This window comes from Staphylococcus sp. MI 10-1553 (assembly GCF_010365305.1).
Lineage (GTDB): Bacteria > Bacillota > Bacilli > Staphylococcales > Staphylococcaceae > Staphylococcus.
Window position 1 is genome coordinate 1,971,736 of record NZ_CP048279.1, and the last position, 24,885, is coordinate 1,996,620.

Sequence of the window (24,885 nt, forward strand, 5' to 3'; positions counted from 1 at the left end):
GAGACGCCTGAGGGATCGTGTTAAAAGCAAAATAACGTCATTTAACTTTAAAAGCGGTAACTGTTTAACGCAGTAGCTGTCTGACTTCTCAATGTATGCACTTTTGAGAAGTCTAGTCAGCCTTGCGGGGGGCAGTACGACGAAATCTTTGTTGCACATGAGACTTCTGTACTGCTCCCGAAAATCCAATTCGGCCTCCAACCAGTGTCCACTCCAATCAAGCCGAATTGAGTTGAGGCAAGTCCCCTAGGAAAGCAAGGCCAAAGGGAAGCAATGAACAAAATCAACTTGATTTACCATCATCAACCCGATTACACAATCGAAGATACTTAACGAAGTGTTTAAAAACAAAAAAACACCTAGATGTGACATCAATCAACATCTAAGTGCTTCTTAAACATACTTAATAAGGTTTCAATTTCTCAGTTGCAGGATTTGGTTTGGGTAATGATCGCATAATATCTAATCGGGGCTTCGTTTTTTTCACCTTCACACCGATTGAAGATAACATTTGGACCACATTTTGAAGCTTATCATTCTTTTTCGCCATTTGATCACCCCGTATTCTGCTATCTACTCTTTTATCTTACCCTAAATTGTAGCGCTTTACTACACCAAATCGTAAATTCATAAAATTATTTTTTCGCATTTTTTAATCGTAATGCATTTAATACAACTGAAACTGAACTAAACGCCATCGCTGTACCTGCAAGCCAAGGCGCTAAAAAGCCTGCTGCAGCAATAGGGATACCAATCAAGTTATAGCAAAATGCGAAAAATAAGTTTTGTTTAATATTCTTAATCGTTAAGCGACTGAGTTTAAGTGCTTCTGCAATACCACCTAAATGATTACGTACGAGCGCAATGTTTGCTGATTCTAATGCGATATCAGAACCTGAACCCATTGCGACGCCGATATCACTTTTCATTAACGCCGGCGCATCATTAATGCCATCGCCGACCATCATGACACGTTTACCTTCGTTTTGTAGTTCTGTAACGACTTTAGATTTTTCATCTGGTTTCACTTCTGCAATAACACGTGTAAAGCCGAGTTCACGACCGATTGCTTGCGCCGTCTGTTCACTATCTCCACTCAACATCACTAAGTCGTAGTCTTTGTTTAACGTTTGAACGACTGCTTTCGCTTCTGCTTTTGGTTCATCTCTCACACCAATGATTGCGACAAGTGTATCATTCATTGTCATTCCAACAACTGTTGCACCTTGTTCTGCCAACGTGTGAATTCTATCGCGTTGTACTTCTGTTAAGCCATTATTTGTAACGAAACGCATTGAGCCAATACGAACACGCTTGTCGTCAATCACACCTGAAATACCACTCCCTGCATGTGTCTCATAGTGCAAAACAGTGAGAACCGCTTCGTCATTATAATAATTGACTAATGCTTTAGAAAGTGGATGCTCAGATTGCATTTCCAAACTTTTAATATAAGTCCCAATATTTGTTTCTTCCGTCTGATGATACACATGCACGACTTTAGGCTCACCATTCGTAATCGTACCAGTTTTATCAAAGACAATCGTATCGACGTGTTGGGCTTGTTCAAGTGCTTCTGCTGTTTTAAATAAAATACCAGATTCCGCTGCACGACCTGACCCGACCATAATCGAAGTCGGTGTCGCAAGTCCTAAAGCACAAGGACAGGCAATGACGATGACAGCGATGAAAATCTCAAATGCTGCTGTAAACTGAAATGGTGTTACAACGAAAAACCATACGATAAATGACAGTAATGCAAGCACAACGACAGTCGGTACGAAAATATTTGAAATTTTATCCGCTAACCGTTGAATTTGTGGTTTATCATTTTGCGCTTCTTCAACGACTTTAATAATTTGATTCAATACTAAGTCTTCACCAACATGTGTCACTTGAAGTTTAATAAAATTTGTTTGGTTGATCGTACTCCCAATGACAGTGTCGCCGATATTTTTTTCAACAGGCATACTTTCGCCTGTCAACATCGCTTCATTTACCGTAGTGGAGCCTTCAATCACTTGACCGTCTAGCGGGATTTGTTGACCGCTTCTTACCCATACAATATCACCAACACGGACATCATCAATCGCAATCATTTCAGTCTGACCATCACGTTCCACTTCCGCATCTTTCACTTGTAATGCAGCCAGTTTACTCATCGCATCACTTGCATGCCCTTTTGCACGCATTTCGAAATATTTACCTAATAAAATGAGTGTAATTAATACCGCACTCGTTTCAAAATAGAGTGGCACATGACCGCTATGTCCGATATGCGTTAACATTAAATAAATACTGTAAAAGTAAGCCGCTGATGTTCCCATCGCAACGAGGACGTCCATGTTCGCACTTTTACTTTTTAAAGATTTATACGCACCGATATAAAACTGCCAACCGAGTACAAATTGAATCGGCGTTGCTAAAATAAATTGAAACCAGCCGTTCATTAAAAGATCTGGAACTGGAATAAAACTTAAAAATGAAAAATGTCCGAACATCGTATACAGTAATGGTAATGCTAAAATTAATGAAATAATGAATTTCGCTTTTTGTCGCTTCAATTCATCATTTTTTCTTTTAGCTGTTTCATCTTTCGTCTCCATTGGAAAAGCTTCATAACCGATTTTAGCGACACGTTCATAAATCTCTTCAATCGTAATCTGGCTAGGGTCATACTTCACTGTCCCATTTTCCATGACTAAGTTGACATTCATTTGGTCAATTCCCGCTTCACGTTGGAGCACACGTTCGATACGTGCTGAACAGGCAGCACATGTCATACCTGCAATTTTGAAAGTTTCTTCTTGAGTCATTATGTCATCTCCTATACCTATAGAGGGTATATTTTAAAAACGAAATGAGGGCTTATCTCTCATCTCTTCAATGAAAAACTAAGCCCTAATTCATACTGAATGATGATACAACGTCATATCCTTGATCGTAAATACGTTGCTTCACATCTGCTAATGCACTTTCTTCATTGACTTCCACTTCTACTCTATTTTCAGCAGGGAATGCCTCTACATGTGTCACTTGTTCATTTTCTTTTACTGCACCTTCAACTGCTGCTTTACAATGTGAACATGTCATACCTTCTACTTCAATGATGTGTTTTGCCATTTTTTACACTCCTTTATGTGATTGGATAACAGGAAATCCTGCATCATAAATTTCTTTTTCTATCGTGTTCAAATTTGCTGGCGTGTCGTAAGTCAATGCAATTTGTTGTGTCGTCAAATCGATATCAACTGACTCAACGCCAATTAAACGAAGCAAACGATCAGATAGCTGTTGTTGCTGTTCTTCAGTTGTCAGTTGTGTTACTTTAACATAACCATTTTCCATAAATGTACCTCACTAATCTTTCATGAGTTTTTGAAACGTCACCAATAATTCTTCCATCGCTTCGTCTTGATGACCCTCTTCAATCTTATGCATAATACAACCTTTCATATGATGATCTAATAAACGCGATGCCACACTGTTTAAAGCCGAACGTGTCGCTCTAATTTGTGTCAACACGTCATCACAATAGACATCTTCATCTATCATACGGTTGATTGCTTTCACTTGGCCTTCAATACGATTCAAACGCGACTTCAAGTTACGCTTAATTTCTTCAGAATGATGTGCTTGTTCAGTCATGTCACATCCCCCAGATTCATTTTGATACTTTAATGATATACCCTATACAGGTATGTGTCAATGCGTAAAATTCCTCTATTTTATAGAACATGATACAATAAAAGCACTTCACGAAAAAGGAGATAAAAGTGATGCCAGAGGTTTTTTATGCGATTTTTTACAATCAAAATGTACTCATCAACTACTTATTAGTCGGTGCATTTTTATTAAATTTAATCTTCATCTTTACCATTATTTTTATGGAAAGAAGAAGTGCGAGTTCTATATGGGCTTGGATTTTTGTATTGGGATTATTCCCGCTTATTGGCTTTATATTATATTTATTATTTGGTAGACAAATACAACGAAAAACTATTTTTAAACTCGAACAACGAGATCGTATCGGATTAGACTCTATCGTCAATGAACAACTCACTGCTCTTAAAAATGGCGAGTTTGAAGTTGACAACCCTCATATTCAAAACTATAGCCGTATGATTCAAATGTTGCTTTATAATAATTCAGCATACTATACAAACAATAATGAAATTGAATTACTCACAGACGGCAAGCAAAAGTTTAATCGTTTAAAAGAAGATATTCGCCAAGCGGAAAAATATGTTCATATTCAATATTATATTTTTCGCCATGATACCCTTGGTAAAAGTTTGTTAAATCTATTAGAAGAAAAACTTGAACAAGGTGTCGAAGTGAAAATGTTATATGATGATATGGGCTCTCGTGCATTAACATTGCGTGATTTTAAACGCTTTAAGCAAAAAGGCGGTCATGTAGAATCTTTCTTCCCTTCTAAGTTACCGCTTATCAATTTACGTATGAACAATCGTAATCACCGAAAAATCGTCATTATAGACGGTCAAATTGGTTACGTTGGCGGCTTTAATGTAGGTAATGAATATCTCGGTTTATCTAAAAAGTTTGGATATTGGCGTGATACACATCTACGTATTCAAGGTAATGCTGTAAGCGCGTTACAGTTACGTTTCATTTTAGATTGGAACTCTCAATCGCACCGCGACAACATTACATATAGTAGCCAGTATTTTCCAAAACCTAAACAAACGAACAATGGAAATATAGGGGTACAAATTGCCTCAAGTGGTCCCGATGAATTTTGGGAACAAGTGAAATACGGATATTTAAAAATGATTTCGATGGCAAAAAATGATATTTATATTCAAACACCTTATTTTGTACCTGATGAAGCGTTTATGGATGCGCTCAAAATTGCTGCTTTAGGTGGCGTCAATGTCAACATTATGATTCCATCTAAACCTGATCACCCATTCGTTTACTGGGCCACATTCAAGAACGTAGCCAGTTTAATCGAAGCCGGCGCACGTGTTTATCTTTATGATAACGGCTTTTTACATGCGAAAACATTAACTATTGATGATGAAATTACGAGTGTAGGTACAACAAATATGGATAATCGTAGCTTTACTTTGAATTTTGAAGTGAATGCATTTGTATATAATGAAAAATTAGCGAGAGAAGTACGCGAAAGTTTTGAAGAAGATTTAAAAGTATGTAGCGAATTGACGAAAGAACGCTATGCACAACGTAGCTTATGGATTAAATTTAAAGAATCCGTCAGTCAGCTGCTCTCCCCTATTTTATAAGTTAAGGAATGACATAACGAAATGAAACAACACCCTATCCAAGCAGCAGAAAAATATATGAGAAAGGCACATCAGCATGATAGCAGCGGACATGACATCGCGCATGTGTTACGTGTTAGAAATCTCGCCGTTGAAATCGCACATCATTATCCGTCAGCTGACCATTACCATATCGAAATGGCATCTCTCCTTCATGACACTGTTGATGACAAATTAGCAGACCCCCAAAGTGCCCGTCAAACATTGTTGGCATTTTTAGACGAACAAGGGGTGTCATCGATTGATCAAGAAGCCATTTTTTACATTATCGACCATATGCGCTTTCGAAAAACTAAAGCAGTGGGCACACTCAAAACAATTGAAGCACAAATTGTCCAAGATGCTGACAGACTCGATGCAATCGGTGCTATTGGCATTGCACGTACATTCCAATTTGCTGGTCACTTTAATGAGCCAATGTGGACCGGCACACACTGTTTAACCGAAATGCAACAACTGTCAGATATAGACTCGGTACCACCATCAGCAATCAAACACTTCTTTGAAAAGTTACTCAAATTAAAAGATTTAATGAATACACCTGTGGCCATAGACATGGCGCAACAACGTCATAACTTTTTAGAGCAGTTCTTACAACAGTTCTTCGATGAGTGGGACATTGAAAATAGAACACATTAAAGAGGGCCTCAATACGAGACCCTCTTTTTAATATTCGATATGTTGCTATTTCTTTTTATTCTTTTTACTCACGACTTGTGTGTTCTTACCTGTTTTGTTGCCATTTTTTTCTGCTTCAAACTTTTTAATTAATGGCGCAACTTCTTCTTTTGCTTTTTTACCATATACGACATTAGCAATATAAGTTTGAACTACAAGGAATGCCGCCGATACTAACCAATATAAACCTAACGCCGCCGCAGAGCTGAATGAAATCCACACAATCATAATGGGTGAGATAATCATCATCATATAACCCATTTGACGTTGTTCTTGAGGCATATTAAAACTTGACACATATGCTTGGATGAAGTAAAGTACACCCGCAATGATTGTAATCCAAATATCCGGTTTATCTAAATGGAACCATAAGAAATCTGAATACTTCGTGATACCGCCACCAGACGGATATTTTAAGACGAAGAATAATCCCATGATGATTGGCATTTGAAGTATAAGCGGTAAACAGCCTAACATACTTGCCATTGGATTCATGTTGTATTTTTTGTATACTTGCATCATTTCTTGGTTCGCTGCCATTTTGTCTTCTTGTGTACGTGCGCGTTTTACTTTTTCTTGCGCTTCTGTAATTTCAGGTTTCGCAATTTTCATTTTTTCACGCATCATGTGCATGTTTTTATAGTTTGATAACATGAAAGGTAATAAGACGATACGTACAACCAATACGATGATAATAATCGCTAAACCATAGTTATTATTTAAATGATCCCCTAACCAGTGAATCAATCTGTCCATTGGTTGAACAAACGTATTAAAAAAGAATCCGTCTCGATTACTCGGCTTACTATAGTCACAACCCGCTAGAAGTAAAACTACACCTGCAAGCATTGTCATTAACGCTTTGTTCTTCATTTTTCCACCTCTAATGATATATTCACATAAATGATATTTTATCATAGAAATAGACAAGGTGGAAATATATTCCGACATAAATTGAACTTTATTTAAAATATTGCAAGTAACGTTTCACAGATTTTTCAATATCTGTACTATGTGTAATTGAAGAAATCGTCGCAATGCCATCAGCTCCGTTTTTAAGAAGCGGTGCAACATTTTCTTCTGTAATCCCACCAATAGCGACCATCGGAATATTTTCATCATATTCTCTCATACGTCGAATTAAACGGATGCCACCTGGTTTACTTGCATCAAGCTTAGAACTTGTTTCATAAACAGGTCCAACACCAATATAATCGACGTTTGTGAGGTCAGATTGATCGTATTCTTCAAAACTACCGACGCTGAGACCGATAATTTTATCTTCTAATAAATGTTGAAATGACTGTACTTTCGCATCTTCTTGGCCGACATGTATCCCATCCGCATCGACTTCAATAGCTAAGTCAACATCATCATTGACAATGAATGGCACGTGATAATGGCGACACAAATCTCTTAAACGAACGGCCATTGCTGTTTTCTCCTCACCTTGTAAAGATGAAGGGCCTTTTTCACGAAATTGATACATCGTAATACCCGCTTCTAACGCTTCTTTTAAAATGCCATCTAAGCTACCTTGTTTAACATCTTGTGTACCTGCAATAAAATACACACGTAACTGTTTTCGATTAAATGTCATTTTCACTCACTTCTCTCTTTTTAATCTCCATTAAATAGGACTCAGCTAATGTTTGATTTAATGCATCGATAAAAGCGACTAAAAATGTACCTGGTAAATCTGCACCCTCACGTAATTCAGCTTGTTCTGCTGAAATGTTATAGTATGAAACGGCTTCAATGAGTGGGTCGATAGATGGCTTTGTTTCACCTAATAGAAAACTGGCAACCACTGCGCCTAATAAACAACCAGCTCCTGTAATTTTTGTCAACAACGGAGAACCATTTGATAAGATGACCACTTTCCCATCTTGTAAAATGACATCATCTTTACCTGAGACGACAATAGCGGTTTGATACTTTTCGTAAGCTTGATGTGCAATGCTGACAACATCAATATCAGAAGCACTATCTGTACCTTTCATCGTCGTCGCTGTATCAACTAATGTCATCATTTCCGATGCGTTGCCTTTAATGACAGACACATCAATTTCTTCTAAAAAGCGTTGACAAAAATCTTTACGGAATTGCGAAGCACCCACTGCGACAGGGTCAAAAACGATAGGTACACCCATTTGATTCGCAGTCTTGGCAATAGCTAGCATGTCCTCACTATTTCTCGCTGTTAACGTACCAATATTGATTAATAATCCTTGTGTTACTTTGAAAAAATCTTCTGCTTCTTCTGGGGCTTCACTCATCGCTGGACTTGCACCCATACTCAACAAACCGTTGGCAGTAAAGTTTTTAACGACATCATTCGTATAACAAACGACAAGGGGTTGTTGCTTTCTGACTTCTGCTAAATAATTCATGTTAATCCCACCCATTTAATTTTTCATATGCAAAGTGATTCACTGGACCTCGACCTTTACCAATTTCTGGTGTGTGTTGAATCGCTAATGAAATGTATTTTTTTGCTTTGGCTACCGCGTCATAAACTGTTTTTCCTTTAGCTAATTCTGCTGTAATGACGGCTGAAAATGTGCAACCCGTGCCGTGTGTATGTTGAGTTGGAAAACGCTCGCTTTTAAACTCATAATGACCATCTTGCGTAAATAAATGATCGATGGCATCTCCTTCTAGATGGCCACCTTTAATAATGACCCCTTTTGAACCAATATCATGAATAAAAAAACGGCCAACTTGATGGATTTTTTCAACCGAATCGATTGTGACACCAGCGATTTCTTCAGCTTCTGGGACATTAGGTGTTGCCACATCTGCATAAGGTAACAGTGTTTCTTTAAGACGGTTACGCACTTTTTGATCCATTAAAGAATCACCACTTTTAGCGACCATGACTGGGTCAATCACATATGGGATATTAATCTTTTTCAAATATGATGCAATCACTTCCATCATTTCTGGCGTCGGAATCATACCTGTCTTCAACGCATGCGGCATTTCGTCATTAAAGACACTGTCTAATTGCTCTTCTAACCAACTTGCTTCTAAATTATGAATATGTTGCACACCCATTGAATTTTGAGCCACGATACTTGTCACTGCAGCCATGCCATAGACACCACAAGAATGAAAAGATTTCAAGTCTGCCATTGCTCCTGCACCACCACTTGGATCTGTACCTGCAATCGTTAGCGCAATTTTTGGTTTTTCCATCATTTCTCTCCTCCAAATTCCCATTTTTCAAGTTGATAAGCCATATTGAAAAAGTTTCGTTCATGAACCGTGCTTTGTAGAAAGTTTTGTCTCAATTGTTGTTGAACACTTTCGGAACTCGCTTCTGCATATGAGTCAAGCCAACGATCAATATAGGACAACAGCGTATCCATTTCTCTATTGTAAAAATCGAACCATGCTTTTAATGGATGATCGGCTTCAAAGTGATGATTTTCAATCGCCATTTTACCTATTTGTTGATACACATAAGGACACGGTGCCATTGCAGCAAGCGTATAAGCAACATTGTCAAAAGCATACGCGTTATAATACATATGTTTAATATAATGGTCGGCAGATGGATACCAATCCCCTTGTTGAATGATGCTTTGATAATCTTCACCGATATAGTCCGCTAAAATATGATGGGCCTCTACCTCTCCAGAACTCGCAAACTGAATTTGTTCTGTTAAAAATTGAATCTCATCTTTCGTATCCACTTTAGGTATAAGCAGCGCATATATTTTAGCAAATTCATTTAAATAACGTGAATCTGCGCGTAAATAATGTTTAACTGCTTCTGTAGCAATATTCCCTTTAAGCATGCCTTGTATAAAACCATCTTGATAAATTTGTTCAATCATTGGTTGTGCTTCTTGTTTAATTTGTTCAGAAAAACGCATCTTCATTCTCCTTTAATATGAAAAAAGACTACCTTGAAAGTAGCCTTGTTCACACATTTGAAGCATGCGTGTCCACGTGCTACTTCCCTACGTTGGTTTCATCCAAATCAGGTTCTGAGGGTCTGAATATCCATTCATCTCAGCCATAAATCGGCACCCCTAGTAGTCCTTCATTTTTTTAGTTATCTTTAATGTATCAGAAACCTAACACAAGTTCAATTATGTAAAAGCACTAAACAAATTGCAAAATATATGTATAGTTTAACAAAACAAATGACTCTATTAGATTATTTTACATTTCTTATGAATCATTCGTTAAATATCAATAAGAATAAAAGTGGTGATTGGCCACTAAATACAATGCACGTATTTAATAGCCAATACACCTCATTTTAAGGTTGATAGATAGACAATTTTGGTAGCAGGTTGTATACCAAATATCATTAGAGCTCAAGTCAATATGTTGAAGATAAAAGTAATGGTGTGAGATAAATCGAATTATTTCAATCGGAGAATATACTTTGAGAAGGGTTGATAAAAGTTGGTGGGATTATCAAATATTGGAAAAACTTTGCTTGTTGCTTTGCTATTCATCGTTGAACTCATCTTTGTTTGACTCTATCGTTACTGTACCAATTGGAGAGATTTGTGAAACGAGTAATTCTGTAGCATAACGTTTTTCATCATTATGGATGTAACGTCTGGTTTGGATTTGCCCGCTTATGGCTACAGTTGTCCCCTCATGGATGTTTTCATGAATTTGAAGAGCAATGTTACCGAACGCTTTACAATTTAAGTAATCAGTGATGGGCTTTTGGTTTTTACTTAAATACTCTCGCGTGACAGCAACGGTAAAGGTAACAAAGTAACTCTCTTCTTTTTCGTAAAAACTGGGCGGGCGGTTAATGATACCTACTGCTTGAAAATGGTTAATGTTGTTCACCTCCTGTACCCGTAATATAAACCTTTCAATGTGAAATGACAAAATGCAAATTCCCATAAAATTAAAGTATGCATCGAGGTGTATTTAAGCCTAATCGAGAATTATTTTAAAAATTGCGTTATAATGAAAAGTACCATAGAAATTTCGTAAAGTTTTTAAATGATATGGGGGTGGCTCCAATGAAGACGTTTAAAGCTGTTCGTTTTCAGATCGTTTCTGAAAATAGTAGCGTGGCTGAATATGAACTTCTAGACGGTGTAATTATTAATAAAGAAAATAGTGGTACGGGTTGGGTGTTAGAAATAGTTATTTCAGATATACATCAAGAACAGATGCAAGCGTACATGGAGGCAGAAGCACTTTTAGATATTCGTGTCGTTATTACGCGACCGTCTAATGATCCTGCGCTGTTTGATGCGACAATCAAGCACATTACACCTTTAAATGGCAGTATTTCAGTTGTATTTGAGTGTCATATTTATACATTGCGACAAGTTTATGCGGAAAATTTATTAGAACAACTTGTCAATGAAGGCATGCAAGGTCAAGAGCTCATCACAACGTTCAATCGCATGATGAAATCTAAACCACGTCTTAAAGATGAACGACAATAATATTTGAAGCATACATACATGTGCTATTATTCCCGCTTTTGAGACACTATAAAATAATTAAACCACCTCATTACGAAGACGAGGTGGTTTTAATGTATGATTTACGCATTTGGATCTTGTAATGCAAAAGTTAATTCGCAACTACATGCAATTTGACCATCAACGGTTGCTTTTGCAGTACCTTTACCAATTGGCCCTTTAATTTTTGTAATTTCAACTTCTAACACTAAAGTATCCCCAGGCACCACTTGCTTTTTGAAGCGACATTTATCAATCCCTGCAAATAAAGCCAATTTCCCTTTGTTTTCTTCACTATTTAACATGGCAACTGCGCCTGTTTGTGCCAACGCTTCAGTAATTAAAACACCCGGCATGACAGCATAATCAGGAAAATGTCCTTGGAAAAATGGTTCGTTACCTGATACTTGCTTAATTCCTACACAACGTTGACCCGGTTCGTATTCAACCACTTTATCAATCAATAAAAAAGGTTGTCTGTGCGGGATGATATTTTTAATTTCATTATAATTAAAGATTGTTTCCATTAGTGATGTCCTCCAATTGTTTTGATGATATGTTGCCAGAACCTTAAGTTAAATGTATTCAACACGTTATCATGGTTGATAATAAAGCCTGTCATTAAACCGACTACAAACATAATGATTGCTATAAAAGCAAATAAAGTTAATTTAAAACTGATTGAATCCATTAATGTTTGAAGCCAAGACGTCCATTTAGTCATTAACTCTTTCAATATTTGCACCTAAAGATTTGAGTTTGCCATGAAAATCAACATAGCCACGGTCAAGGTGTTTTAACTCAGTGACAATCGTCTCACCATCAGCAACGAGACCAGCTAAGATCAATGCTGCCGCTGCACGTAAATCAGTCGCTTTCACTTGTGCACCTTGTAACGCACTTTTCCCTTCAATTTTAGCGCTTCGACCTTCAACTGAAATTTGTGCGTTCATACGTTTGAATTCCGCTACATGCATAAAACGGTTTTCAAAAACGGTTTCAGTGACCAGTTTATGCCCTTCAGCTGTGAGGAGTAACGCCATCATTTGAGACTGCATATCTGTTGGGAAACCAGGATGTGGCAATGTTTTAATATCAACAGGCTGTAATTTTTCCGGTGCTGTCACTCGGATGCCCTCTTCTGTATAATCTAATTCGACACCCATTTCTTCTAATTTATATACAAGACTTATCATATGCTCTTTAATCGCACCTTTAACGAGTACATCACCGCGTGTAATAGCTGCTGCAATCATCAACGTTCCGGCTTCAATACGGTCAGGAATGATAGCATGCTTCACACCTTTTAATGATTCAACACCATTAATCATCACTGTATCTGTACCGGCACCTTTCACATCGCCGCCCATTTCATTGATATAGTTCGCTAAATCCACAATTTCTGGCTCTCTCGCAACATTTTCAATAACAGTACGCCCTTTTGCTAACGAAGCCGCCATCATGATGTTTTGTGTTGCACCGACACTTGGAAAATCGAAATGAATTTCATTACCGACAAGTCCTTGAGGGGCTTCTGCATAAATGTAGCCTGCTTCTTGATGAATCTCAGCCCCGAGAGCTTCTAATCCTTTCAAATGTTGCTCGATCGGACGTGAACCAATCGCACATCCTCCTGGTAACGCGACTTTAGCTCTTCCTAAACGCGCCAATAACGGCCCCATTACTAGAATACTCGCTCTCATCTTGCTCACGTATTCATATGGCGCTTCTTCACTTAAATCTTTCGACGCATCGACTGTTACTGATTGTTGCTTTTCATTATATTTAATCTTCGCATTTAATACGCTCAATACATTATTAATAGTTTCCACATCACTTAACGCCGGAACGTTGACAAGTTCACTTTTGCCATCACTTGCTAACAAAGACGCTGTGAGAATCGGCAAAACTGCATTTTTCGCTCCTTCTACTCCGACTTCACCTTTAAGTGTATTTCCACCTTTAACAATAATTCTATCCATCTTATTAATCCTCCACCATGCTTACAGCTCTATTCTATTTTTGCTCTGAAAATGAATCTATCTACCTATAACGTATTAACTTATTTCATTCGCTTTAAACATCTTAACGATTAAAATAAGTATTTAATCTGAGTTGAAAATTGTAATAAATCAATGATAAAATCACTCACGCTTGTGCCAATCACTATTGCCAAAAATATCATAATGACTTGTACTTGTAATGGAAATCCCTTTTTGAAAAACTGGTCTAAACGAACGGCGTTTAATCCCCAATAGGCTACACAAATGCATAAAACATGCATTATAATATGTGCTATCGCAAATTGTCCTAAATAATCCATTAATTGATATTGCTCCTTCACATATAATCTCTTTATTAATTTTACATGATTTAAAGCCCAAATCATACTATAAGCAACTTAAAGAAACACAATTTTTCACATTATAATGCTAAATGACAAGCAATTTACATTTTACTGTCTTTCATAGTTTTTGTATAGAATTTTTGTAAAGCACGCGATATATATTCAGCGTATTAAATGTATGCGCTATTACATAAATAATCGTATTCCTATATTTCGAAGGTCAGCCGATATGTCTGCTTATCATCGTATGCACATCCCACATTTTACTTCATCCTTCAATGTAGCTTCCTTTCATGCAAAGTTCAATAAAGCCAAAAGCTCGGTCTGCCACAAGGGACATACCGAGCTTTTTGATATGCATATGATTATTTATATTTCGCAACTTCGATACGGTTTTCGGCACGCTTTAATGCACGTTCAGCACGTCTTAAATCCGTATCATCATGATTGTCTTCAAGGTAGAAAGTTGCACGTTGTTTCGCTGATTTCGCACGTTCTAAGTCAATATCATCTGCTGACTCTGCTGCTTGAGCTAGAATATTCACTTTTTCGTGACGAATTTCAGCAAACCCTTCTGTTACAGCTATATAATCCGATTTGCCATCTTTAGTCACTTTCACATGACCAATACGTAATGGTGTAACCGTCGGAATGTGACCGTACATCACACCCATCTCGCCTGCTGTCGTTTGTAAGACAACAATTTCGACATTGTCTTCTTTATAAACAGAACCATTAGGAGTGACGATATCTAAGGTTAATGTGTTCATTATCCAAGCCTCCTAATTTGTATTAAACTTCTACACCCATGTCTTTAGCTTTAGCGATCACATCATCAATGCCACCGACTAAACGGAATGCATCTTCAGGAATGTGGTCGTATTTACCATCTAAAATGGCTTTAAAGTCTTGAACTGTTTGTTTAACTGGTACATATGAACCTTTTTGACCAGTAAATTGTTCAGCGACGTGGAAGTTTTGTGATAAGAAGAATTGAATACGACGTGCACGTTCAACTGTTTTCTTATCTTCTTCTGATAATTCATCCATACCTAAGATTGCGATAATATCTTGCAATTCACGGTATTTTTGTAACGTCGATTGAACTTGACGTGCAACATCATAATGCTCTTGTCCGACAATTGTTGGCTCTAAAGCACGTGATGTTGAAGCCAATGGATCCACCGCTGGGTAAATCCCCATTTCACTTAATTTACGCTCTAAGTTTGTTGTCGCATCTAAGTGAGCGAAAGCTGTTGCTGGTGCCGGGTCAGTATAGTCATCGGCAGGTACGAATACAGCTTGGATTGACGTAACAGATCCTTTGTTTGTTGATGTAATACGTTCTTGTAATTGACCCATTTCTGTTGCAAGTGTTGGTTGGTAACCTACTGCTGATGGCATACGACCTAATAATGCCGATACCTCAGAACCTGCTTGTGTGAAACGGAAGATGTTGTCAATGAACAATAACACGTCTTGGCCTTGTTCATCACGGAAATATTCAGCCATTGTTAAACCAGAAAGTGCAACACGCATACGCGCACCTGGTGGCTCGTTCATTTGACCGAATACCATCGCAGTTTTCGCAATAACGCCACTGTCTTTCATTTCGTAGTACAAGTCGTTACCTTCACGTGTGCGTTCACCTACACCCGCAAATACTGAAATACCACCATGTTCTTGTGCGATGTTATTAATCAGCTCTTGGATTAATACGGTTTTACCTACACCGGCACCACCGAATAAACCGATTTTACCACCTTTAATGTATGGTGCTAATAAGTCAACAACTTTAATACCTGTTTCTAAAATTTCTACTTCTGTAGAGAGTTCATCAAATTTAGGCGCTTCACGATGAATTGGGTCACGACGTACAGAGGCATCAATTGGCTCTTCTAAGTCAATATGTTCACCTAATACATTAAATACGCGTCCTAATGTAGCATCCCCGACAGGGACACTGATCGCTGCTCCTGTATCTCTTACTTCTGCACCACGTTGAACACCGTCAGTAGAGTCCATTGCGATTGTGCGTACAACATCATCGCCTAAGTGAAGGGCTACTTCTAATGTTAAGCTCTCAGTCTCACCGTCTCTTGACACATCAATAAGCAGTGCGTTGTTAATGTTTGGAATTTCGTTATGTTCAAAACGCACGTCAATTACTGGCCCCATGACCTGAGTTACACGGCCTAATCCCATGTTTCTTCCTCCTTATAATCAAAATTATTCTAACGCTGCTGAACCACCAACAATTTCAGTAATTTGTTGTGTAATGGCTGCTTGTCGCGCTCGGTTATATTGTAATGATAAATCGTCAATCATTTCTGTTGCATTATCTGAGGCATTCTTCATTGCATTCATACGTGATGCATGTTCACTTGCTTTCGCATCAAGAATCGTACCATAAATTAAACTCTCAATATATTGAGGTAATAATATTTTAAGAATGGCATCTTTATCTGGCTCAAATTCATAAGTGGCCATTGCACCGTGACCTAAGCTAGAGTCCTCTGGAGATAATGGTAATAATTTTTTACTGCTAGGCTTATTCTCAATTACACTTACGTAATGGCTATAGTAGATGTGTAATTCATCAATCTGTTCATCTACGTATAAATCGATGGCACGTTTTCCGATTGCCTGAATTGTTTTAAATGCAGGTTGATCCGGAATGTCAGTCAACGTATTTTCAAGTTGATAGCCACGGTTTTGTAAAAATGTCGCACCGATTTGTCCAAGTACGATAATACAATACTCTTCAGGACTGTTATGACGTTGTTCGATGTCACGAATCATTTTCTTTAACACGTTCGCACTATAAGCACCCGCAAGTCCACGATCGCTCGTAATGACCATATAACCTACACGTTTCACAGGACGTTCGTTCAACATCGGATGTGATGAAACTCTATTCGATCCCGCGATTGCTGTTATTGCGTCTTTCATTTTTTCCATATAAGGACGAAATGTCATCGCATTCTTCTCAGCTTTACGCAATTTAGAACTTGATACCATGTTCATCGCATTCGTAATCTGCTTCGTCTTTTTCGTCGATTTTATACGTGAATCAATTTCTTTTAATGAAGCCACCATCTCACCACCTTATCTATTTTAATCATCTGTTCAATTATTCTTCTGAAGCTTTAAAACCTTTTTTGAATTCATTGATTGCTGATTCAAATTTTTCGTCTGCAGGTAGGCCACCTGTTTCGCGAATTTCAGTAAAGATTTCGTTCGCGTTAGATTTTGTCCATTCGATAATTTCAGCCTCGAAACGTGTAATATCAACAACAGGAATGTCATCCAAATAACCCCGTGTTAATGCATAAATAATCAATACTTGGTGTTCAACAGGAAGTGGTTTGTTTTGGTCTTGTTTTAATACTTCAACCGTGCGTTTACCACGTTCTAATTTACTTGCTGTTGCTTCATCAAGGTCAGAACCAAATTGCGCAAATGATTCAAGTTCACGATATGAGGCTAAGTCTAGACGTAATGTCCCAGCAACTTTCTTCATCGCTTTAATTTGTGCAGATCCCCCTACACGTGATACTGAAAGACCCGCATTGATCGCTGGACGGATACCAGAGAAGAATAAGTCTGATTGTAAGAAGATTTGACCATCAGTAATTGAGATTACGTTTGTTGGAACGTATGCTGAGATATCCCCGGCTTGAGTTTCAACAAATGGTAAGGCTGTAATCGAACCGCCACCTAAATCATCATTTAATTTCGCCGCACGCTCTAATAAACGACTATGTAGGTAGAATACATCACCTGGGTATGCTTCACGACCTGGTGGACGACGCAATAATAATGATAACTCACGGTATGCTGCAGCTTGTTTTGTTAAATCATCATATACGATTAAGACGTGCTTACCGTTGAACATAAATTCTTCTGCCATCGTTACACCCGCATATGGCGCGATGTATAACATGGGCGCTGGTTGTGCTGCTGATGCAGAGACAACGATTGTGTAATCCAATGCACCGGCTTGACGTAATTTTTCAACTGCTGCACGAACAGTCGATTCTTTTTGACCAATTGCGACATAGATACAAATCATATCTTGATCTTTTTGGTTTAAAATCGTATCAATTGCTACAGTTGTTTTACCTGTTTGACGGTCACCGATGATTAACTCACGTTGACCACGGCCGATTGGTACTAGGGCATCGATTGCTTTGATCCCTGTTTGTAAAGGTTCATCAACAGATTTACGTGCCATAACACCTGTTGCTTTTTTCTCGATAGGACGTGTTTTTGTTGTATTTAATGGGCCTTGTCCATCAATAGGTTGACCTAATGAGTTCACAACACGACCGATCAGTTCTTCACCTACTGGTACTTCCATGATACGACCAGTACGTTTCACTTCGTCGCCTTCTTTAATCTCATCATAAGGACCTAAAATAACGACACCCACGTTTGTTTCTTCTAAGTTTTGTGCCAGTCCAAGTACGCCGTTATGGAATTCTAATAACTCACCAGCCATAACGTCGTTCAATCCGTGAACTAATGCAATACCGTCACCAATTTGAATAACTGTACCTACATCCGTTACAGACATTTCTGACTCATAGTTTTCAATTTGTGAGCGAAGTAATGCACTAATTTCTTCAGCTTTTATGGCCATCTATGTCACTCCTCCATTTAATCTAATTAATGTGCTCTGTTAAATTTCTTAACGAGTTGATTTAAATCATTTTGTACACTACCGTCATACACTTTAGTGCCGATTTTTACGCGTACGCCACCAATCAGTTCTTCGTTTACAGTAGAATGAATGATTAAATCTTTAAGTCCTGTACGATCTAACAATGCGTTTTTCACTTGCATCACTTCATCCTCATCTAAAGTTGAAGCTGATTCAACATAGGCATCTGCCAGACCGTGGAAATGATAATACTGCGCTTCAAATGATTTGAAAATAGCAGGTATTAAATGTAAATTACGGTGTCCCGCAACAATTTTTAATGTATTCATCAAATAAGGTTGTGTTCCTGCAAAAACATTATCTACAATATGGCGTCTATCCGCTATTGTAATTTTTGGTTCATAATCGATGCTTTTTAAGTAATCAATTTGACTTTCAACAGCCGTATTGATTTCTGTAAATTCATCATATACCTCGGATAAGACATTGTGTGATAATGTGACATCATACAGTGCTTGGGCATATTTTTGAGCAACGTCAGCCATTACTTATCCCCTACCTCTTTAACGTACTTCTCAATTAAAGCTTTTTGATCTTGTTCAGAGATTTCTTTACGTAATACTTTTGATGCGATGAGTACTGAGAGTTCCGAAACTTGATTATTAATTTCTGCTAATGCACGTTCTTTTTCACTCTTAATTTCACTTTGTGCCGTTTCAAGCATACCATTGGCACGTTGATTTGCTTCATGAAGGATTTCTTCTTGTTGACGTCTTGCTTGTAACTTGGCATCTTCAAGAATTTTATGAACTTCATCTTGTGTTTCTTTAAGTTTTTTTCTATTTTCTTCTTCTAAACGTTGCGCATTCAATTTTGCACGTTCTGCATCATCAATGTCTTGATTAATTGAACGCTCACGATCGTCCATGACTTTTTTAAGTGGTCCCCAAGCAAACTTTCTAAGTAGTGCAAGTAAAATGAGGAAAGTTACTACTGTTACAATAATATCCCCAATGTTCACACCACCACCTGCTGATGCAAGGGTAAATAAATTAGCAGTCACTATGATGTACACTCCTTTCAACCATTTCATCTGTTCAAACAATAAAAACGAATGGCGAAAGCCTAATCTATACTAGACCTCGCCCTGACAAATGTTTTTCATATGTAAAAATAAGAAATTAACAAATGTCCTGATTACGTCATGCTTCCTAACTAATCAACCTCGATTAAATGAATAATACGATGAATGTAATAACTACCCCGATGATAGGAAGTGCCTCAACTAAACCGATACCGATGAACATAATTGACATTAATTGTGTACGTGCTTCTGGTTGACGTGCTACACCTTCAACTGTTCTAGAAACGATTAAACCGTTACCAATACCTGCACCTAATGCTGATAAACCAATTGCGATTGCTGCTGCGATTAAATTCATTATATAAATCCTCCTAATTGTTTTAAAATTTTTATTTTTATTTTAATGGTTGTCTGCTACTTTATGTGACATATACACCATTGATAACATGATAAAGATATAGGCTTGGATTGAGCCTACGAAAATTGAAAAACCTTGCCAAATGATAAGTCCAGGAATACCAATAATAAAACCAAATGCTACTGTCATAGTCACTTTTGCAAGTAATCCTAATAAAATCTCACCGGCATAAATGTTACCGTAAAGACGTAGACCTAATGTCAATGTCGATGCAAACTCTTCAAAGACATTAATAGGAAGTAATGCCACATACGGTTTTGTGTAGCCTTTAAGATAAGCTTTGGGACCTCGCATTTTAACACCATAGTAATGTGTTAAAAGGACCATCATCGTTGCGAGTGTCAAAGTCACATGTGCATCTGCTGTTGGCGACTTCCACCATAGTGTATGACCGTTCACAAACTGAAATGGAAGCCCTAGCATATTCGCCACAAAAATGAATAAAATTAATGTGACGGCTAAGAAGTGAAATTGTCCACCTTTTGACCATGCCATATTACTTTCAATGATGCCACGGACAAAGTCAAAAACCCATTCGATGAAGTTTTGTGCTCCTTTTGGTCTTTTCTGGAGGTTGCGCGTACATAAGACTGCAATAACAAATACTATCGCTGCTGTTATTAACAACATCATAATAGTAGATAAGTTGAAATTAATATCTACTCCGAGAAAATGCCAAGTCACCACGGGATGTTTGTGATCCATTCTAGATTTCACCTCTTTTCAAAATATAATTCAATACTTATTCCTTCTTTAACAAAGGACGAAAAACCATTAACACATATGAAACCATCAATCCTATAAGCACGCCGAGTATATGTATTTGCGCTTGAAATAGTACCCATATGACACATGCCAATATTGCGATAAGATAGCGCCAACCATTACCCGTTGAAATAGGTTCTGCTGTGAAACGCTTTGATCGCCACAAATAATATTCAAAAATGCACGTATTCACTATAGATGCTATCGTCCCTACGATGAGCCCAAGTACAATCGGTTTTTGCACGTCTAATGAATAGAGGATTAATAGCACTGCTAAAATCGTAGCGTAATATGTTAAAAACGGCTGAAACATTTGATAAAAGCGATTCATATTGAGCCTCTTTTCTGCCTTAAGACACAATTCTGAAAGCCGTTCCATACATACAACTTTCATGATAATATAGGGCGAAAAGTGTGTCAATTGCACAATTAAAAGGGTCAATTTTTGTAAAATGAATTGTCACAATTTTGACACATTCGTCCCTATAAAAATGTCACTTTACTATTTCACTTGGAATGGTGTGGGTTTTTGATCGATTAAACCGTAAAAGTATTTAATATTTTCACAAATACGCTGTGACGCTTGCCCATCACCATACGGATTTTGTGCGACACTCATCGCTTCGTACAATGCTTCATCCGTTAATAAAGACTTAGTCGCTTCGTAAACATCCGCTTCTTCAGTGCCGACAAGTCGGAGTGTCCCTGCTTCCACACCTTCTGGACGCTCTGTTGTATCTCTTAATACGAGCACAGGCTTACCTAGTGAAGGTGCTTCTTCTTGTACACCACCTGAATCCGTCAAAATAAAATGTGCTTGATGTGCGAAGTTATGAAAATCAACAACTTCGAGTGGTTCAATTAATTCAATACGTTCATGGTCACTTAAATGTTCATAAGCAATTTCACGTACTTTGGGATTTTTATGCATTGGGTAGACGATGACCGCATCTTCAAATTCATCAACAATGCGTCTTGCCGCTTTAAAAATGTGATGCATAGGTTCACCAATATTTTCGCGACGGTGCGCAGTGAGTAAGATAATACGCTTATCTTGATGATGTTGAATGATGTCTGATTGGTATTGTGGATCGACAGTCGTATGCATTGCGTCAATCGCTGTGTTCCCCGTTACAACAACCTTTTCAGGGTCTTTATTTTCTTGTAATAAGTTTGCTTGTGCCTGTTCAGTCGGTGCAAAATGTAAATCAGCCATAATACCGGTCATTTGACGATTCATTTCTTCTGGGAATGGAGAATACTTATTCCAAGTTCGTAACCCGGCTTCAACATGACCAATGCTAATCTCGTTGTAAAATGCAGCGAGACTTCCTGCAAAAGTTGTTGTCGTATCTCCATGGACCAATATCATATCTGGTTGTGCCTGTTTGATAACATCTTCTAACCCGAGTAACACGCGTGATGTCACTTCTGATAACGACTGCCCCTGTTTCATCACGTTTAAGTCATAATCAGGTTCAATCCCAAACGTTTCTAATACAGAATCTAACATTTCGCGGTGTTGTGCAGTGACAACGACTATAGGTTCTAATACTTCATCTTTTTTGAGCTGTAAAACGAGTGGTGCCATTTTAATCGCTTCAGGCCTTGTACCAAAAATCGTCATTATCCTTTTCATGTCAATGCGCTCCTTGTATGAATTATTTTGTACCGAATAGACGGTCTCCAGCATCGCCGAGACCAGGGATGATGTAAGCATTGTCATCTAACTTTTCATCCAATGCGGCAATAAAAATATCCACATCTTCATGTGCTGCTTGAAGTTTTTCAACGCCTTCTGGAGCGGCAATTAAACACATAAAACGAATATGTTTCGCGCCTCGTTTTTTCAATGAGTTAATTGCTTCGATCGCTGATGCACCCGTTGCAAGCATTGGGTCGACTACGATGATTTCGCGTTCTTCAATATCTTGTGGTAGTTTCACAAAATATTCGATCGCTTCAAGTGTTTCAGGGTCACGATATAAACCTACATGTCCAATTCTTGCTGCCGGTACAAGGTTTAAAATCCCTGTTGTCATACCGAGTCCTGCACGTAAAATCGGTACAAATGCGAGTTTTTTACCTGATAAACGTTTCGCAATAGCTTTTGTGACAGGTGTTTCGATTTCAACATCTTTTAATTCCAAATCACGTGTCACTTCATAAGCCATCAGCATGCCTACCTCATCAACTAACTCACGAAATGCTTTTGTACCCGTGTTGACATCTCGAATATAACTTAACTTATGTTGAATTAAAGGGTGATCAAATACATGTACTTTACCCATGTGATTGCCTCCGTTTGTTCTAAAATAATCGGTTTATTGATATAAAGGGAATTTTTCTGTCAACGCTTGAACACGTGACTTCGCGTCTGCTAAAACTTTTTGGTCTTCATGATTTTTAAGGACATCGCTGATGATGCGGCCGACTTCTTCAAATGCTTTTTCATCAAAGCCACGCGTCGTCGCAGCTGGTGTACCTAAACGGATACCACTCGTAACGAAAGGTTTTTCTTGATCAAATGGAATGGTATTTTTGTTACATGTAATACCAATTTCATCAAGTGCTTCTTCTGCTACTTTACCAGTAATGCCTACAGAACCTTTAACATCTACTGATACAAGATGGTTATCTGTACCACCAGATACAATTCTAAAGCCATTATCTTTTAAAGTTTTTGCAAGCATTTGCGCATTTTTAATTACTTGTTGTTGATACGTTTTGAATTCTGGTTGCAATGCTTCTCCAAATGCAACAGCTTTCGCAGCGATCACATGCTCAAGTGGACCACCTTGAATGCCAGGGAAAATTGTTTTATCAATCTCTTTTTTATATTCTTCTTTACATAAAATCATACCGCCACGAGGTCCGCGTAATGTTTTATGTGTTGTTGTTGTAACGAAGTCTGCGTATTCAACTGGGTTTTGGTGAAGACCCGCTGCAACAAGCCCTGCGATATGCGCCATATCTACCATTAACTTCGCACCAACTTCATCAGCAATTTCTTTAAATTCCTTGAAGTCAATTGCACGTGAATAAGCAGATGCACCCGCTACAATTAATTTAGGCTTGTGTTCTTTTGCTAACTTACGAACTTCTTCATAATCGATATGCTCTTCATCTTTAGTGACACCGTACTCTACGAAATTGTAGAACTTACCACTAAAGTTAACTGGTGAACCGTGCGTCAAGTGACCCCCATGACTTAAATTCATACCGAGCACTGTGTCACCATGTTCAAGTGCAACAAGATATACGGCCATATTTGCTTGTGAACCAGAATGCGGTTGGACATTAACATGTTCAGCATTGAAAAGCGCTTTTGCTCTATCAATTGCAAGCTGTTCAGTTTGGTCTACAAATACACAACCACCATAGTAGCGGCGTCCAGGATAACCTTCAGCATATTTGTTCGTCATGACCGAACCTTGTGCTTCCATTACTGCTTCAGAAACAAAGTTCTCAGATGCAATTAATTCAATGCTTGTGTTTTGACGATGAAACTCTTTTTGAATACTTTCAAATACAGACTTATCTTGTTTAGCAAGAAATGACATAGACAATTCCCTCTTTTCTGTTAAAGTTGATATTTAGCACGTTCGCCCCCGATTTTTTTCGGTCGAGATGTTGCTACAGTCACAATTGCTTGGCCAACTTGTTTCACTGTAGTCCGAACAGGTACTGCCACATGCTTTAGATGCATACCAATCAATGTTTGACCGATATCAATACCTTTGTCAGCTCGGATATGTTCGACTACCATGGGCGCTTCCATATGACGATACGCATACGTTGATAAAGAACCCCCAGCATGCACATCTGGAACGACAGATACTTCAGTCATCACATATGGATCAAAATCTTTGCGCTCGATGGTAATGGCACGATTGATATGTTCACAACCTTGAAACACAAATGAAACACCTGTCTCCTGTTGAATCTTAACAAGTGCTTCGAAAATTTCCTTAGCGACATCTATCGAGCCTGTCGTTCCTATACGCTCCCCTTGAACTTCAGAAGTCGAACAACCTATGACACATATCTCACCTTCATTAAAAAACGATTGGGCTTTAAGTTCTTCTAATAATTGATTTAAATCCTTCATATGGTTACCCCCTTGTTCGTCGTATGAGTCAAAAAAACAATAATTAAA

Annotated in this window: 31 protein-coding genes and 1 riboswitch; of the genes, 3 read left to right on the top strand and 28 right to left on the bottom strand. The window is 38.1% G+C overall.

Going from position 1 to position 24,885, the window contains the following annotated elements; all coding sequences use genetic code 11:
• Positions 1 to 403: 403 nt before the first annotated feature.
• The 5 genes from GZH82_RS13955 to csoR form a co-directional block, all read right to left on the bottom strand.
• Positions 404 to 550, bottom strand: coding sequence for an Lmo0850 family protein (locus GZH82_RS13955; protein ID WP_014613367.1), 147 nt, complete (start codon positions 548 to 550; stop codon positions 404 to 406).
• Between the two features lie 85 nt (positions 551 to 635).
• A complete protein-coding gene (locus GZH82_RS09160; protein WP_162682239.1) occupies positions 636 to 2,816 on the bottom strand; it encodes a heavy metal translocating P-type ATPase in 2,181 nt (726 codons plus the stop codon).
• Positions 2,817 to 2,901: 85 nt separating this feature from the next.
• Positions 2,902 to 3,123, bottom strand: coding sequence for a cation transporter (locus GZH82_RS09165; RefSeq protein ID WP_162682240.1), 222 nt, complete (start codon positions 3,121 to 3,123; stop codon positions 2,902 to 2,904).
• A gap of 3 nt (positions 3,124 to 3,126) precedes the next feature.
• Positions 3,127 to 3,348, bottom strand: coding sequence for a putative copper chaperone CsoZ (gene csoZ, locus GZH82_RS09170; RefSeq protein ID WP_162682241.1), 222 nt, complete (start codon positions 3,346 to 3,348; stop codon positions 3,127 to 3,129).
• 12 nt (positions 3,349 to 3,360) lie between these two features.
• On the bottom strand, positions 3,361 to 3,648 hold the full coding sequence (gene csoR / locus GZH82_RS09175; protein WP_086429166.1) for a copper-sensing transcriptional repressor CsoR: 288 nt from the start codon (positions 3,646 to 3,648) through the stop codon (positions 3,361 to 3,363).
• 131 nt (positions 3,649 to 3,779) lie between these two features.
• On the opposite strand from csoR, the gene cls reads away from it, so the two are divergent.
• Positions 3,780 to 5,270, top strand: coding sequence for a cardiolipin synthase (cls, locus tag GZH82_RS09180; protein ID WP_162682242.1), 1,491 nt, complete (start codon positions 3,780 to 3,782; stop codon positions 5,268 to 5,270).
• Between the two features lie 21 nt (positions 5,271 to 5,291).
• On the top strand, positions 5,292 to 5,948 hold the full coding sequence (locus GZH82_RS09185; protein ID WP_162682243.1) for an HD domain-containing protein: 657 nt from the start codon (positions 5,292 to 5,294) through the stop codon (positions 5,946 to 5,948).
• 45 nt (positions 5,949 to 5,993) lie between these two features.
• On the opposite strand, the gene yidC is transcribed toward GZH82_RS09185, so the two are convergent.
• The 6 genes from yidC to GZH82_RS09215 all read right to left on the bottom strand — a co-directional run bounded on the left by yidC (position 5,994) and on the right by GZH82_RS09215 (position 10,814).
• A complete protein-coding gene (gene yidC, locus GZH82_RS09190) occupies positions 5,994 to 6,860 on the bottom strand; it encodes a membrane protein insertase YidC (RefSeq protein WP_162682244.1) in 867 nt (288 codons plus the stop codon).
• Between the two features lie 88 nt (positions 6,861 to 6,948).
• Complete coding sequence (gene thiE, locus GZH82_RS09195; protein WP_096556492.1) at positions 6,949 to 7,587, bottom strand: thiamine phosphate synthase; 639 nt, start codon at positions 7,585 to 7,587, stop codon at positions 6,949 to 6,951.
• Positions 7,577 to 8,380, bottom strand: a complete 804-nt coding sequence (thiM, locus tag GZH82_RS09200; protein WP_162682245.1) for a hydroxyethylthiazole kinase — start codon at positions 8,378 to 8,380, stop codon at positions 7,577 to 7,579. Before thiM ends, thiE begins: the two co-directional genes overlap by 11 nt.
• 1 nt (position 8,381) lies before the next feature.
• Positions 8,382 to 9,188, bottom strand: a complete 807-nt coding sequence (thiD, locus tag GZH82_RS09205; RefSeq protein ID WP_162683036.1) for a bifunctional hydroxymethylpyrimidine kinase/phosphomethylpyrimidine kinase — start codon at positions 9,186 to 9,188, stop codon at positions 8,382 to 8,384.
• Entirely contained in the window at positions 9,188 to 9,871 is a 684-nt protein-coding gene (gene tenA / locus GZH82_RS09210; RefSeq protein WP_162682246.1) for a thiaminase II, read from the bottom strand. The genes thiD and tenA overlap by 1 nt, the downstream gene beginning before the upstream one ends.
• A 67-nt stretch (positions 9,872 to 9,938) precedes the next feature.
• Positions 9,939 to 10,042: riboswitch (TPP riboswitch) on the bottom strand.
• 415 nt (positions 10,043 to 10,457) lie between these two features.
• Positions 10,458 to 10,814, bottom strand: coding sequence for a single-stranded DNA-binding protein (locus tag GZH82_RS09215; RefSeq protein ID WP_162682247.1), 357 nt, complete (start codon positions 10,812 to 10,814; stop codon positions 10,458 to 10,460).
• A gap of 179 nt (positions 10,815 to 10,993) precedes the next feature.
• Between GZH82_RS09215 and GZH82_RS09220 the strand changes: the two genes are divergently transcribed.
• Positions 10,994 to 11,428 (top strand): YwpF-like family protein, encoded by a 435-nt coding sequence (locus tag GZH82_RS09220; RefSeq protein WP_162682248.1) that lies wholly within the window; start codon positions 10,994 to 10,996, stop codon positions 11,426 to 11,428.
• Between the two features lie 101 nt (positions 11,429 to 11,529).
• On the opposite strand, the gene fabZ is transcribed toward GZH82_RS09220, so the two are convergent.
• The 17 genes from fabZ to GZH82_RS09305 form a co-directional block, all read right to left on the bottom strand.
• Complete coding sequence (gene fabZ / locus GZH82_RS09225; RefSeq protein ID WP_014613353.1) at positions 11,530 to 11,973, bottom strand: 3-hydroxyacyl-ACP dehydratase FabZ; 444 nt, start codon at positions 11,971 to 11,973, stop codon at positions 11,530 to 11,532.
• Positions 11,973 to 12,170 (bottom strand): DNA-directed RNA polymerase subunit beta, encoded by a 198-nt coding sequence (locus GZH82_RS09230; RefSeq protein ID WP_238989552.1) that lies wholly within the window; start codon positions 12,168 to 12,170, stop codon positions 11,973 to 11,975. Before GZH82_RS09230 ends, fabZ begins: the two co-directional genes overlap by 1 nt.
• The gene (gene murA, locus GZH82_RS09235; protein WP_162682250.1) at positions 12,163 to 13,428 is read right to left on the bottom strand and encodes a UDP-N-acetylglucosamine 1-carboxyvinyltransferase; all 1,266 of its coding nucleotides are present in this window, start codon (positions 13,426 to 13,428) and stop codon (positions 12,163 to 12,165) included. Before murA ends, GZH82_RS09230 begins: the two co-directional genes overlap by 8 nt.
• 110 nt (positions 13,429 to 13,538) lie before the next feature.
• A complete protein-coding gene (locus tag GZH82_RS09240) occupies positions 13,539 to 13,769 on the bottom strand; it encodes a DUF1146 family protein (RefSeq protein WP_162682251.1) in 231 nt (76 codons plus the stop codon).
• A 389-nt stretch (positions 13,770 to 14,158) separates the two neighbouring features.
• A complete protein-coding gene (locus tag GZH82_RS09245; protein ID WP_162682252.1) occupies positions 14,159 to 14,563 on the bottom strand; it encodes a F0F1 ATP synthase subunit epsilon in 405 nt (134 codons plus the stop codon).
• Positions 14,564 to 14,585: 22 nt separating this feature from the next.
• Entirely contained in the window at positions 14,586 to 15,998 is a 1,413-nt protein-coding gene (gene atpD / locus GZH82_RS09250; RefSeq protein ID WP_096543027.1) for a F0F1 ATP synthase subunit beta, read from the bottom strand.
• A gap of 24 nt (positions 15,999 to 16,022) precedes the next feature.
• On the bottom strand, positions 16,023 to 16,889 hold the full coding sequence (atpG, locus tag GZH82_RS09255) for an ATP synthase F1 subunit gamma (protein WP_162683037.1): 867 nt from the start codon (positions 16,887 to 16,889) through the stop codon (positions 16,023 to 16,025).
• Positions 16,890 to 16,926: 37 nt separating this feature from the next.
• On the bottom strand, positions 16,927 to 18,438 hold the full coding sequence (gene atpA, locus GZH82_RS09260; protein WP_014613346.1) for a F0F1 ATP synthase subunit alpha: 1,512 nt from the start codon (positions 18,436 to 18,438) through the stop codon (positions 16,927 to 16,929).
• Positions 18,439 to 18,464: 26 nt separating this feature from the next.
• Positions 18,465 to 19,004 (bottom strand): F0F1 ATP synthase subunit delta, encoded by a 540-nt coding sequence (locus GZH82_RS09265; protein ID WP_162682253.1) that lies wholly within the window; start codon positions 19,002 to 19,004, stop codon positions 18,465 to 18,467.
• A complete protein-coding gene (locus GZH82_RS09270) occupies positions 19,004 to 19,528 on the bottom strand; it encodes a F0F1 ATP synthase subunit B (RefSeq protein ID WP_162683038.1) in 525 nt (174 codons plus the stop codon). Before GZH82_RS09270 ends, GZH82_RS09265 begins: the two co-directional genes overlap by 1 nt.
• A 160-nt stretch (positions 19,529 to 19,688) precedes the next feature.
• Positions 19,689 to 19,901, bottom strand: a complete 213-nt coding sequence (gene atpE / locus GZH82_RS09275; protein ID WP_014613343.1) for a F0F1 ATP synthase subunit C — start codon at positions 19,899 to 19,901, stop codon at positions 19,689 to 19,691.
• Between the two features lie 42 nt (positions 19,902 to 19,943).
• Positions 19,944 to 20,666, bottom strand: coding sequence for a F0F1 ATP synthase subunit A (gene atpB, locus GZH82_RS09280; protein ID WP_162682254.1), 723 nt, complete (start codon positions 20,664 to 20,666; stop codon positions 19,944 to 19,946).
• Positions 20,667 to 20,703: 37 nt separating this feature from the next.
• Positions 20,704 to 21,057 carry an ATP synthase subunit I gene (locus tag GZH82_RS09285; protein ID WP_162682255.1) on the bottom strand — a complete coding sequence of 118 codons (354 nt, stop codon included), beginning with the start codon at positions 21,055 to 21,057 and terminating at the stop codon, positions 20,704 to 20,706.
• A gap of 171 nt (positions 21,058 to 21,228) precedes the next feature.
• Positions 21,229 to 22,365 carry a non-hydrolyzing UDP-N-acetylglucosamine 2-epimerase gene (wecB, locus tag GZH82_RS09290; protein WP_162682256.1) on the bottom strand — a complete coding sequence of 379 codons (1,137 nt, stop codon included), beginning with the start codon at positions 22,363 to 22,365 and terminating at the stop codon, positions 21,229 to 21,231.
• Between the two features lie 22 nt (positions 22,366 to 22,387).
• Positions 22,388 to 23,017 carry a uracil phosphoribosyltransferase gene (gene upp, locus GZH82_RS09295; RefSeq protein WP_019165801.1) on the bottom strand — a complete coding sequence of 210 codons (630 nt, stop codon included), beginning with the start codon at positions 23,015 to 23,017 and terminating at the stop codon, positions 22,388 to 22,390.
• Positions 23,018 to 23,050: 33 nt separating this feature from the next.
• Positions 23,051 to 24,289: a serine hydroxymethyltransferase gene (locus GZH82_RS09300; protein ID WP_162682257.1), complete on the bottom strand. Its 1,239-nt coding sequence runs from the start codon at positions 24,287 to 24,289 to the stop codon at positions 23,051 to 23,053.
• Between the two features lie 20 nt (positions 24,290 to 24,309).
• Positions 24,310 to 24,837 (bottom strand): TIGR01440 family protein, encoded by a 528-nt coding sequence (locus tag GZH82_RS09305; RefSeq protein ID WP_162682258.1) that lies wholly within the window; start codon positions 24,835 to 24,837, stop codon positions 24,310 to 24,312.
• Positions 24,838 to 24,885 lie beyond the last annotated feature (48 nt).

Coding starts and splice junctions, on each gene's coding strand:
- atpE (WP_014613343.1), bottom strand. CDS start 19,901: ATGAATTTAATCGCAGCAGCAATCGCAATTGGTTTATCAGCATTAGGT.
- GZH82_RS09285 (WP_162682255.1), bottom strand. CDS start 21,057: ATGAATCGCTTTTATCAAATGTTTCAGCCGTTTTTAACATATTACGCT.
- GZH82_RS09230 (WP_238989552.1), bottom strand. CDS start 12,170: ATGACTAAATGGACGTCTTGGCTTCAAACATTAATGGATTCAATCAGT.
- GZH82_RS09185 (WP_162682243.1), top strand. CDS start 5,292: ATGAAACAACACCCTATCCAAGCAGCAGAAAAATATATGAGAAAGGCA.
- GZH82_RS09165 (WP_162682240.1), bottom strand. CDS start 3,123: ATGGCAAAACACATCATTGAAGTAGAAGGTATGACATGTTCACATTGT.
- thiD (WP_162683036.1), bottom strand. CDS start 9,188: ATGGAAAAACCAAAAATTGCGCTAACGATTGCAGGTACAGATCCAAGT.
- GZH82_RS09305 (WP_162682258.1), bottom strand. CDS start 24,837: ATGAAGGATTTAAATCAATTATTAGAAGAACTTAAAGCCCAATCGTTT.
- GZH82_RS13955 (WP_014613367.1), bottom strand. CDS start 550: ATGGCGAAAAAGAATGATAAGCTTCAAAATGTGGTCCAAATGTTATCT.
- atpD (WP_096543027.1), bottom strand. CDS start 15,998: ATGGGATTAGGCCGTGTAACTCAGGTCATGGGGCCAGTAATTGACGTG.
- thiE (WP_096556492.1), bottom strand. CDS start 7,587: ATGACATTTAATCGAAAACAGTTACGTGTGTATTTTATTGCAGGTACA.
- atpB (WP_162682254.1), bottom strand. CDS start 20,666: ATGGATCACAAACATCCCGTGGTGACTTGGCATTTTCTCGGAGTAGAT.
- yidC (WP_162682244.1), bottom strand. CDS start 6,860: ATGAAGAACAAAGCGTTAATGACAATGCTTGCAGGTGTAGTTTTACTT.
- wecB (WP_162682256.1), bottom strand. CDS start 22,365: ATGAAAAGGATAATGACGATTTTTGGTACAAGGCCTGAAGCGATTAAA.
- GZH82_RS09220 (WP_162682248.1), top strand. CDS start 10,994: ATGAAGACGTTTAAAGCTGTTCGTTTTCAGATCGTTTCTGAAAATAGT.
- atpA (WP_014613346.1), bottom strand. CDS start 18,438: ATGGCCATAAAAGCTGAAGAAATTAGTGCATTACTTCGCTCACAAATT.
- fabZ (WP_014613353.1), bottom strand. CDS start 11,973: ATGGAAACAATCTTTAATTATAATGAAATTAAAAATATCATCCCGCAC.
- tenA (WP_162682246.1), bottom strand. CDS start 9,871: ATGCGTTTTTCTGAACAAATTAAACAAGAAGCACAACCAATGATTGAA.
- GZH82_RS09240 (WP_162682251.1), bottom strand. CDS start 13,769: ATGGATTATTTAGGACAATTTGCGATAGCACATATTATAATGCATGTT.
- GZH82_RS09160 (WP_162682239.1), bottom strand. CDS start 2,816: ATGACTCAAGAAGAAACTTTCAAAATTGCAGGTATGACATGTGCTGCC.
- csoR (WP_086429166.1), bottom strand. CDS start 3,648: ATGACTGAACAAGCACATCATTCTGAAGAAATTAAGCGTAACTTGAAG.
- murA (WP_162682250.1), bottom strand. CDS start 13,428: ATGGATAGAATTATTGTTAAAGGTGGAAATACACTTAAAGGTGAAGTC.
- GZH82_RS09245 (WP_162682252.1), bottom strand. CDS start 14,563: ATGAACACATTAACCTTAGATATCGTCACTCCTAATGGTTCTGTTTAT.
- upp (WP_019165801.1), bottom strand. CDS start 23,017: ATGGGTAAAGTACATGTATTTGATCACCCTTTAATTCAACATAAGTTA.
- csoZ (WP_162682241.1), bottom strand. CDS start 3,348: ATGGAAAATGGTTATGTTAAAGTAACACAACTGACAACTGAAGAACAG.
- thiM (WP_162682245.1), bottom strand. CDS start 8,380: ATGAATTATTTAGCAGAAGTCAGAAAGCAACAACCCCTTGTCGTTTGT.
- GZH82_RS09300 (WP_162682257.1), bottom strand. CDS start 24,289: ATGTCATTTCTTGCTAAACAAGATAAGTCTGTATTTGAAAGTATTCAA.
- GZH82_RS09265 (WP_162682253.1), bottom strand. CDS start 19,004: ATGGCTGACGTTGCTCAAAAATATGCCCAAGCACTGTATGATGTCACA.
- cls (WP_162682242.1), top strand. CDS start 3,780: ATGCCAGAGGTTTTTTATGCGATTTTTTACAATCAAAATGTACTCATC.